Genomic DNA, 9,720 nt, shown 5'->3' with positions numbered 1-9,720 from the left:
GTGGAATACGAAGAGCAAGCAAAACTAGCCTAACTTAGTGTCTACCGAACCGGCAGCAGCTCAGCCTCAGCAAACCTCGGGCTGAGTCCGATCGGGTCTGGAGCACAGTAATAGGAGTTGTCAATTCATGCGCTGCGTCGGCCAAAAATCGCTCCCTTCGCTCATAGGCGATATCCAGTCTCGCTAAAGCTTCGTTCACAGCTTTGACGAGTGATATGATCTCGGCAGGTACTGCCTGTGTGGGAAGCCTTGCCCCACGCGACGCGATATCGATATGCCGCGCTGCATCCTCAGTATTCTTGAGGCCGCGCAACTCGTACCTTACCAGCCGCGGTATCACCAATCTACTGGCAAGCGAGAACGCGCATGCAAGTACCGGATAAAGCGTAGCTAGCTCTCCGGAGAGACAGTTCACGCGTAGGCAATAGTGGTCCAAATGCGCACTCGACAAGGAAGGCTTCGCTTGGCGAAAAGCAAAGCCTTCCTCTGCCGTCGTCGTCCAGGGTCACTGACTACGGCATGGGATAACCCTGGACGACGTCTTTCAACAATGCCGAGGACGCTTAGTAAAGCAGGTTTTTGGAAATGACGAAAACCGCACGCCCGATCTTAAAGACAGCCCCCTGCGCCAGTGAGGGCGCAGGGGCGTGCCCTTACAGATCCGCTGCTGGAGGGCAGCCGTTGAAAACGGCCGGACCCTGAGTGGTTCCTGGAAAGCCTAGCCTTAGAACATCGTGGTCACTGCGGTCAGCCCAGCCGCGAGCACCACTAAGATTGCGAGTTCAAGCAAACGATCCTCCGGCTGTCAACAATGGTGCCCGCCCCCCTCACCTAAAGCGAATTGGCGTCATTCGTTATCCTGCGTAACCACGCTAGATGTCGTGCCCCTCAGTTTTGTAAGGAGTTCGATAATGGCCCGCTCTCCCTCGAGGGCTTTTTCGATGTGCAATGCGAGGTCCACTTTGGGCTCAGGCGGATCTGTCTCGATTGATGAGTTGGCGAATAGTCCCAGCTCATACTCCAGGCGATCCAAGTGGGCTTTGTGCCGGTCTAACATGCGATCTTTGCTGGGCATCGTCGTCTATCCGGTAGCTTGTTTGATGTGCCCATCGGGATGTGAGCGGTGCCTGTTCTGAACACCGGTTCCTTAGGTCAGTACGACCCTGATGTGTCGGCGTTAGATCCGGTCATAGCGGCATCCCGACGGCCAATTTCATGGCCGCTCTCATCCCGCACGATCACCTGCACTTTAAAGTTGATGTGCGACATACCGTTCTCCTGAACCGAATCGAGGAGCGTCCGGGAAGCAGTGGCGAGCGCGTGTTGAGAGTCGGCTAATTCTACGCCAACCACGTCACGGCTCACTCGTCCATCTTGTTCGACTGTATCGAAAAAAAACATCGGCATAGGTGTCTCCATCAAGGAAACGGCGCTCTTGCGTTGATGTTCCGAAGTTATCATTCAAGGTACGTCGGCCGGAGGACCGAAACCGCGTCAATCTTCGCGTCGCACGTGCGGGTACCCCTCTTGAAACGAACGCCAAGCCAAACAAAGACCATCGCCATCGGCTTGGGACGCAGCGGCATGGCAAAGAAGCTTTCAGATATTGGGTTGAGGTTGTGTCGAACGATCGGCCGCAATTGATTTGCAGGTCCTGTTCGACTGGCAGTACCCGAGAGCATTGAACGAGTGCAGCCCGATACTGATCGGCTATTTGAACAAGAAGGCGGACGATGACTGGCTAGCAGTCGTTACTCTGCCCGTCTCTCTCGTACTGCTACAGGTTGAATTTAGCGTGCTCCATGAAAAGACAAGGAACTTTCGTTTTTTGGCTGATTTCATTCATATGACAATCACATGCCGTCATGGAAAGTGGACCTCACCTCATGAGCAGTCAATCGGATATCCGGCGCGACCTAGGAGTGTCCGAGGCCTTTGATGCCCACACAGAATTGGGCAATCGCGTACAATTTATTAAGGATTATCTCCAGACGTCGGGATTACGCAGTCTGGTACTAGGTATCAGTGGGGGCGTGGATTCTACGACAGCGGGCTTGATCGCCCAGCGCGCTGTGAGGGAACTACGAAGTGCAGGAGGTGCCGCTCGGTTTATCGCCGTTCGCCTGCCTTATGGTGTCCAAGCCGATGCGTCAGATGCCGATGCGGCTATTGAAGCAATAAAGCCAGACCTTGTACTTGAAATTAATGTCCAGCCCGCCACAGACGCCATGTGGCAGTCGCTACAGCAGCGAGGATTCCCTGAGGCTCAACCCGGAAGAGCCGACTTATTGCGTGGCAACATCAAGGCACGCCAACGCATGATAGCGCAGTTTGCTATAGCTGCGGCGTTTGATGGGCTCGTCATTGGCACCGATCACGCCGCAGAAGCGGCGATGGGTTTCTTTACCAAATTCGGCGACGGAGCCGCTGACATCCTTCCATTGTCCGGACTGTCAAAGAGAAGGGTCCGCGCATTGGCTCGCGCTCTTGGCGCTCCAGAGCATCTGATTGAAAAAGTCCCAACGGCGGACCTGGAGGACCTCGCTCCACTTCGTCCTGATGAAGAAGCTTACGGCGTTACATATGACGAGATTGATGACTTTTTAGAAGGCCAGACGGTAGCTAATCGCGTTTCCGAGGTGATCACGGCACGATATCGCGCAACGCTCCACAAGCGCGCGCTGCCAGCAGCCCCTATGCGCTCTAAAAATGCCTAACCCAGGAAATTTCATTCACCTCTGCGTGGATGTCCAAAATATGTTCGCCACAGAGACTGAGTGGTCGACACCTTGGTTAAACAAGATGTTGCCAGCGATTGAGGCCCTGGTGGACAGAAATCCCTCCAGAACCGTTTTTACCCGCTTTATGCCCCCTTTGTCAGCAGAACAAGAAGTAGGGGAGTGGAAACAGTATTATCGCCGATGGCCGTCGATGACGCGGCAATGCCTTCCCTCTCAGATGATCGAGCTCGTTCCGAGCCTGAGACAATACGTTCCCCCGGCAACTGTGTTTGATAAGAACAGGTACTCTCCGTGGTTTTCTGGTCGTCTCGATACTCTGCTTCGCCGCGCTGGAGTCGAAACAGTTCTCGTGTCAGGCGGAGAAACCGACGTATGCGTTCTCGCAACTGTCTTGGGCGCCATAGACCTGGGTTATCGTGTGATGCTCCCGACCGACGCAGTGTTCGGCTCAGCCAGCCAAACGCACGATGCAGCGATCACCGTATTTAAAAGCCGCTTCGGAAAGCAACTTACAGCTGTTCGAACCCAAGAATTACTCGATGAATGGGAAACACTATTTTCTATCCCAACGTAAAAAATGAGCGCCACGATACTGCAGCTCAAATTTCTCTGGGCTAGTTACGATAGAGTTTTCCAGAATTGCCAAAAATTGCCGGTAATCTGGCTAAGTGCGGTCTTTGAAGGCGGGAATTTCGTTTGTTATATCTATCAGCTGATAGGCTTAGAGTTTGCGAATATGCTATCTACTAGCCGAGACGCGAAATGGGTTTATTTAGAATGGTCTGATTGAGCCAGGGCCTTTCGCGTCTCGTCCGCCCAATGATTCAATCACAGGACGGAACCTGCTGTCCCCGCACAGAGCTTGGGTTTATCGCGGAGCGGGCAGCACGCGGGATCCAAAAACTTCTATGAATTGGTGCTGATTGCGTCCGACTTGATGAAGAAAGATACTGTCAAGATCAAGCTCCATCAGGCCTGCAAGCCAGTCGAGGTGTTGGTTGACCTCATGGGAGACATTTACGATCTGGCAAATATCGTCTTCTCTGACTAAGCGACCTGCCAAGTCGAAATCGGCAGGCCGGCGCAGGTCCCAGTTGACTTCTCCGCCCACAGCGGCGGCTGACCATTGATCGAGTGCCTGACCCAATGCTTCACCCCGGGTAGGAGCCCAGGACACTGCAGTTTGTAGGTATACGGGTTTGCCTTCTCCACCCCCTTCATAAAAAGCTTCGATCAAAGGACGGACGACGTCAACACGCCCGCCGCTTGTCAGTAACCCATCTGCCCAGGATCCACACCATCTGGCGGTCTTTTGCGTCATAGCGGCACCCACCAAGGGCACTGGCGTAGACGGTCTCGAGTACAGTTTCGCTTCGATCACGGTGACACGACCCCGGTGGGTGACGGTCTCGCCTAAAAACAAAGCCCTAATAACATCGACGCATTCGAGAAGGATGGAGTTTCGCTCATGTTTATCGGGCCAGTACATGCCGGTGATTGCTTCGTTGATAGCCTCACCTGTACCAAGAGATAACCAGAGCCGGTCCGGATACATCTCGCCGATGGTAGCAGCTGCTTGCGCAAGGACGGCCGGGTGGTAGCGGTAACCGGGCGCGGAAATCACACCCATAGGAAGCTTTGTTGCCTGCATAGCTGCACCCAACCAGGACCAAACAAAGCCTGATTGGCCCTGTCGCTCACTCCAAGGATGGAAATGGTCCGAGGACTTACCGCAGTCAAAGCCAGATGCTTCAGCAAGCGATAGCAACTGCAATAAGACACTGGGTGCAAACTGCTCGTGCGATGCGTGATAGCCGAGATTCGTCATGTGCAGGCCTGCAAGAAAGAGAATTGGACGTCAACTTGGGGCAGGGATCGGGCGCCTAGTCCCTAAGCTGTCGTTATTGCCCCGCCAAAACAGTGTGGGCGAAATCAGCGACAGCAGCATTGTAGTTTTCTGCTCGTTCCAGCATACCCATGTGATTGACGCCGGCGATGTGCCGAACAACCGCCTGCTGGCATTGAGTTGCAATCTGATCGCTTGCTTGCGGCTTCGTAACGATATCCACGTCGCCGGCTAAAATAAGAATGGGCAAGTCCGTCCTTGAGAACGCATTCGTGGCATCCCATCGGAACATTGCAAGATTGCCCTTGCTGATGTTGCCCGGTGGGTTTCTCGTTGCCAACAGCGTGACGTGCTCCAGCTGGCTTCGGGTCACGTATTTTCCAAATCCGAGCCGGTTTGCAATGTGAGACATGCCACTGAGGTAGCTCAGCCACGCGCTCAGCCAGGCAATAGGTTGCAGAAGAATGGTCAACCGCATCATGGGTTCTAACAGAGGCCATCGCAGCGCCTGCATGAGCCTTGGCAAAATCATGGTTTTGAGTGGGTTGGTAAATGTGGTGTTGAACAAGACAGCGCCGCCGACGCGATCTCGAACAAACGCTGCATCATCTCGCACCAAGGTTTGGATGGTCATGCCGCCAATGCTGTGACCGACGAGCACCACCTTCTGGTTCCCAGACCATTCAACAACAGTCCTTAAGTTTCTCGCGAAGTCCTCAAGCGATATCGCCCCTTCCGATCGACCGAGACCTGGCAGATCCCAGACAACGACACGAAAGCTGGCAGACAACTCCTTAATAGCGTACCGCCAAACGGTGCTGTCCATAGCCCAGCCATGAGTAAGAACGATTGTCGGGCCATTTCCGACTGCAGCCACGAAAATCTTAGATCCATGGGCGCCGTCGATTATCTCACCGGGTTCCCGAACCGGTGTAGAGGGTGCCCCCGCGTCCGCGCGCGCAAGAATAGGGACTATCAAGGTTTTGCCAAAGAAAGAGAAAAGCCCCAGCCCAATCGCGAGCCATAAAAACCAGGTCTCGCGAACCCTGACTATGTCACCGTCTGCTTGACGAATGAGGTCGCCATCGTACCATCTCCAAGCCAGATACCCAGCTATCCCAATAATGATCAGGGAGAAAAGGCTCGCAAGAAATCGCACTATCGAAAGAAGTGGCATACTGCCTCCAGGTTTTCCGCTCAACCTTTCCTTTTGGCTGTTGTTCCAAGATTAGCTTGGGTTGTCAGCGCCGGTGGCAAGGGCTGGAAATCAAGGCATCCTGCGACAACCCCAGCGGCAAGGCAGTTGTCAGCTTTTCGCTTTGAGGCTGAACACCGCACTCCATCCTTCAAGCACGTCGCCGGTTGCGAAGCCCTCTAGCCAGAGGTGGTCACTGCCCCACAGGCTAAGACCATGGACGGGTTCAGCTGAGAGATTGGCTACTAATGAAAGATCGGATCCATCGCCCAACCGCCAAGTCACTTTTACAACGCGCTCGTTGACGACTTCAAACTGACCGCTGTTCGCGCCCATTCCGCTTAGGCGAGGCACTATTTCCTTCTTACGGAGAGCGATGAGACGCCGATAAAGAGACAGAAACCGAGCGTGCTCGCCTTCGGTCCGCGCGTCCCAGTCGAGCTTGCACATTCTAAAGGTTTCTTCCGCCATAGGATCGGGAGGAGCCCCCTGCCCTTCACGGCGAGGGAAACTTGCCATCTCTTCTGTACGGCCTGTGCGTATAGCGTCAGCAAGATCATCCCCGACATCGGAGAAAAACATGAAAGGTTGGCCAGCGCCCCACTCTTCACCCATAAACAGCATCGGGATTTGCGGCGACAGCAGATAGATTGCTGCCCAAACTCGCGCGCATGCTGGTGACACCAGATGGTTTAGGCGCTCGCCGAAAGGACGATTGCCAATCTGGTCGTGGTTTTGCGCATAAGTTACAAATGCGGTTGGTGGCAAGAAGGCACTAGGCTCGCCGCTGTTGCGGCCATCGTGTTCCATCCATTCGCCTTGCCAGGCGAGACCCTCTGCAAGAGACCGGCCGACAAGATCGATCCGATGTCAAAGTCGGCATAGTACCAAAACCGCTCACCTGTGATGGCATTATGTAGACTGTGGTGGATGTCGTCGCTCCACTGGGCGTCATAGAGCCACGGAGCGCCATCGTCGCGTCTTTTAAGCCACCCAGCCTGATTGTCGGCATTCTCAGATATCAGATGAATATACCGGCCGTCTGTCGACGCTCTGATCTGTTCTGCAAGGTCCTGCAGCATATGCCGAGGCCCAAAGTCGCGGATTTCGTGAACCGCGTCGAAGCGCAAACCATCGAAGCGAAATTCATTTAACCAATAACGCGCATTGGCAAACACAAAATCCCTGATGGTCGAGGAGCCTTCAGCATCAAAATTGACTGCCGGCCCCCACGGCGTCTGGTGCTCCGCGTTCATCAGCGGCGCATAGACCTGGAGGTAATTTCCCTTTGGACCGAGGTGGTTATAAACAACGTCGAGGAACACACTCAGGCCTTTGCCATGGGCGGCATCGACGAGCGCCTTAAGATCCTCTGGGCGACCGTACGTATGGTCAGGCGAGAACAAATGCGCTCCGTCGTAACCCCAGTTCCAACGTCCGGCGAAGTCACCGACGGGCATGATCTCGATCGCTGTGATGCCTAGGTCGATAAGGTGATCAAGCTTGCCTAAGGCCGCCAAAAATGTTCCTTCGGGAGTGAACGTGCCGATGTGAAGCTCATACACAATTACCTCTTCCCACGGTCGGCCGCGCCAGGCTCCGTCTTGCCAAGCGTAGCTTCGTGGGTCGATAATTTCGCTCGGACCGTCAACATCTTCAGGTTGAAACCGCGATGCAGGATCAGGCACTTCCTGCCCATTCTCGAGAATAAAGCGATAACGCATGCCCGGGCGGGCTTCTTCGACTTCAACCTCGTACCAACCTCGAGCTTGGGACTGCATTGGCAGGATAAGATCAAGATCGTAAATCTTAAGCGAGACAGCAGCGGAAACAGGCGCCCAAAGCCGAAATCGAACGCCCTTTGGCAAGATCTGCGTTCCAAATTTCGTCTCCTGCTCTCGCTGAAGACCTATTGTTCTGTAATCCAGATTGTCCATTTCTCGTCCTAGTCGCGAAAATGCTCGATCTCGGCTGCACGGCCGAGGTTGTAGATGCGAGCATTGGTAGAGTTTGGAGCTCCCGCGACGTCGAGGTATGGATTATGTCCTCCAGCAGTCGCCACCTGTCATTTCCAATCGCGCATAGCGCGTATCAGCTCAATAATCGCAAATACTATTCTATAATGCAGGATCCGAATTGGCGATCTATAACAAACATTTAAAACTAACTCATTTCTGCGCGGCATTAACAAATGTTACGATAACTCAAAAATGCTTGATATTTTTTCTTGCTTGCTTTCATTTACTATTATTAATGGCTCTGGTTATAAACTTGTGTTATCCGTAACCGGCGGCGAAGCGCCTTGCATTGAAGCGTCACTTGGGCGGTCTCTGTTATCCATAGACCCGAGGCACATGACAGCAGCCAGTGACCTAGAATATCGCCGAGGGTTACGACTGCGCCCAATGTGGTAAATCGTGCTGCTGGCTGCTAAGCATGCAGCCGCCGAAACCCTTTCTTCGGTGGATCGATCTGGCCCAACGCCCGCTGGCGCCGAAGGCGTCAAGTCCACTAGCGTTCAGGAACGCTATATCGAGTACGCGGCCAACGGACTCGACGAGCGCCTCGGACGTGAATGGACCCAGTCAAAACCCGCATGTTCTCGCTTGGATCGTCAACATTGAGAACAGCCTTCTCAGCATGCCCTGTGATGAGCAACATGGGCATTCGCGGGACCTTAGATCTGATTGCGCCTGACAATGGCACGATTGGCTTTATTGTGAAGAAGGGATCGAAAGCACCAGAGACGACGTCAGAGGACATGCCCGTTCCAGTGTTCGTTCCGAAACGCCGACATAGCAGCCGGTCGACAGATTGAGTTTTCTTGTATCGTCGGAGCCCACGTTGACATTTGCACTGATTAGAATTGATCCCCGCTTGGCGTAGCGTCGCGGGCATTGATGCAAGTGTTAAGGAGCGCAGTATCGAGTTGGACGGCAACGATAAAGCAATGCCACAACTTATTCTCAAAGTGAGTGTCGATCGAATAAAACGGCCTACACTTCGGGATTTGAGGTCGAACATGCCCTCAACCAATGCCCGACACTAGCTACTTTGGATCAAGATTTTGGCGGCGTGAGAACGCCAACATGAGTTGTGTCATTCCCACCCCTGTCACAGCTTCTTAGCCGTCCTTAATGTTTCGCCCAACCTCGTCAGTTGGGAGACATTCGGGTAATTCTCGAAATAGATTAATTCGGTCAGTCTCAGTTCAGAGTAGAGCGGAGCAGCGTGCTAAATCTTCCATAGCGAGATATCGCTTATTGATTAGACACAAGTGGCGCCGGCTCGAGGTCCTCGGCGAGATGGTGGATAACAGGACATTTCGCAGTGACGGAAGCGATCGCGAGGGTTGCTCAGGGCTTGGGCCACATCTGTCATTATAAGCCAGGGCTGTTCTTTCCGCTGAACGTCAGGATGCAAACCTCTCGATCGTTTTCGATGACTACCATCGTCCACTCGCCGGTGTTCCAAAAGCCTGCAGCGATGTCTGCCAGCATATTACCCGCTGTAATGACTGCTTCACGACAGGCGGCTGTATCGTCGGGGAGCTCCGTGCCTTCAAGATCTGGAATGAACTCACCGTCCCGGACGTGGAAAAAGTATCGAGGCACATTGATGCTCCGGCGGTCATGGCGGGAGCATTACAGCTCGCAAGCACCAAATGGTGAACTAAGCGCGGTACCAAGCTCAATCGTGATCGACTACGACGAGTTCCATCACCTGCGCGACGTTGAAGATTGTGCAGTTTTGTTGCGTTGTCCGTCTAGCTCAGTTACGGGCGCTATCTTCTCGCCGGCTGCACCGATCATGGCTTTTGCCGCCTTTTTATTATCTGCGATCATCTGTTCGGAGACCTTGGCCTCACCACTTTCCTTCTTTTCGATCGCGACGGTACTGCTTACACCCGGCGTTTTATTTGGTGGGTGAATAATTAG

General features: G+C 53.7%; 8 protein-coding genes. 2 read left to right on the top strand and 6 right to left on the bottom strand.

Annotated elements, in window-relative coordinates; genetic code table 11:
• Nucleotides 1-1,152: 1,152 nt before the first annotated feature.
• The gene (locus tag ASE94_RS17650; RefSeq protein WP_156352205.1) at nucleotides 1,153-1,407 is read right to left on the bottom strand and encodes a hypothetical protein; all 255 of its coding nucleotides are present in this window, start codon (nucleotides 1,405-1,407) and stop codon (nucleotides 1,153-1,155) included.
• Nucleotides 1,408-1,886: 479 nt separating this feature from the next.
• Between ASE94_RS17650 and nadE the strand changes: the two genes are divergently transcribed.
• Together nadE and ASE94_RS17640 are read left to right on the top strand one after the other, a co-directional pair.
• Nucleotides 1,887-2,717 carry an ammonia-dependent NAD(+) synthetase gene (nadE, locus tag ASE94_RS17645; protein WP_062631481.1) on the top strand — a complete coding sequence of 277 codons (831 nt, stop codon included), beginning with the start codon at nucleotides 1,887-1,889 and terminating at the stop codon, nucleotides 2,715-2,717.
• Nucleotides 2,710-3,315 (top strand): isochorismatase family cysteine hydrolase, encoded by a 606-nt coding sequence (locus ASE94_RS17640; RefSeq protein ID WP_062631478.1) that lies wholly within the window; start codon nucleotides 2,710-2,712, stop codon nucleotides 3,313-3,315. Before nadE ends, ASE94_RS17640 begins: the two co-directional genes overlap by 8 nt.
• A 294-nt stretch (nucleotides 3,316-3,609) precedes the next feature.
• Here ASE94_RS17640 and ASE94_RS17630 read toward each other — a convergent pair whose 3' ends face one another.
• The 5 genes from ASE94_RS17630 to ASE94_RS21355 all read right to left on the bottom strand — a co-directional run.
• Entirely contained in the window at nucleotides 3,610-4,569 is a 960-nt protein-coding gene (locus tag ASE94_RS17630; protein WP_062631476.1) for a TIGR03885 family FMN-dependent LLM class oxidoreductase, read from the bottom strand.
• A gap of 73 nt (nucleotides 4,570-4,642) precedes the next feature.
• Nucleotides 4,643-5,764: an alpha/beta hydrolase gene (locus ASE94_RS17625; RefSeq protein WP_062631475.1), complete on the bottom strand. Its 1,122-nt coding sequence runs from the start codon at nucleotides 5,762-5,764 to the stop codon at nucleotides 4,643-4,645.
• 129 nt (nucleotides 5,765-5,893) lie between these two features.
• On the bottom strand, nucleotides 5,894-6,592 hold the full coding sequence (locus ASE94_RS21285; protein ID WP_200913700.1) for a DUF3459 domain-containing protein: 699 nt from the start codon (nucleotides 6,590-6,592) through the stop codon (nucleotides 5,894-5,896).
• On the bottom strand, nucleotides 6,529-7,719 hold the full coding sequence (locus tag ASE94_RS17620) for an alpha-amylase family glycosyl hydrolase (protein ID WP_200913698.1): 1,191 nt from the start codon (nucleotides 7,717-7,719) through the stop codon (nucleotides 6,529-6,531). The genes ASE94_RS21285 and ASE94_RS17620 overlap by 64 nt, the downstream gene beginning before the upstream one ends.
• 1,782 nt (nucleotides 7,720-9,501) lie before the next feature.
• Nucleotides 9,502-9,720: hypothetical protein (locus ASE94_RS21355; RefSeq protein WP_210166241.1), on the bottom strand; the 219-nt coding region annotated here is incomplete at its 5' end.

Origin of the sequence: Devosia sp. Leaf64, assembly GCF_001421945.1 — a bacterium.
GTDB lineage: Bacteria > Pseudomonadota > Alphaproteobacteria > Rhizobiales > Devosiaceae > Devosia.
Note: the sequence above shows the minus strand (reverse complement) of the source record. Positions and strands in the feature narration are given on the sequence as shown.

What these genes read in the sequence shown, in the direction of transcription:
- ASE94_RS17620 (WP_200913698.1), bottom strand. Translation starts at nt 7,719, where the DNA reads ATGGACAATCTGGATTACAGAACAATAGGTCTTCAGCGAGAGCAGGAG.
- ASE94_RS21285 (WP_200913700.1), bottom strand. Translation starts at nt 6,592, where the DNA reads ATGGAACACGATGGCCGCAACAGCGGCGAGCCTAGTGCCTTCTTGCCA.
- ASE94_RS17625 (WP_062631475.1), bottom strand. Translation starts at nt 5,764, where the DNA reads ATGCCACTTCTTTCGATAGTGCGATTTCTTGCGAGCCTTTTCTCCCTG.
- ASE94_RS17640 (WP_062631478.1), top strand. Translation starts at nt 2,710, where the DNA reads ATGCCTAACCCAGGAAATTTCATTCACCTCTGCGTGGATGTCCAAAAT.
- ASE94_RS17650 (WP_156352205.1), bottom strand. Translation starts at nt 1,407, where the DNA reads ATGCCGATGTTTTTTTTCGATACAGTCGAACAAGATGGACGAGTGAGC.
- nadE (WP_062631481.1), top strand. Translation starts at nt 1,887, where the DNA reads ATGAGCAGTCAATCGGATATCCGGCGCGACCTAGGAGTGTCCGAGGCC.
- ASE94_RS17630 (WP_062631476.1), bottom strand. Translation starts at nt 4,569, where the DNA reads ATGACGAATCTCGGCTATCACGCATCGCACGAGCAGTTTGCACCCAGT.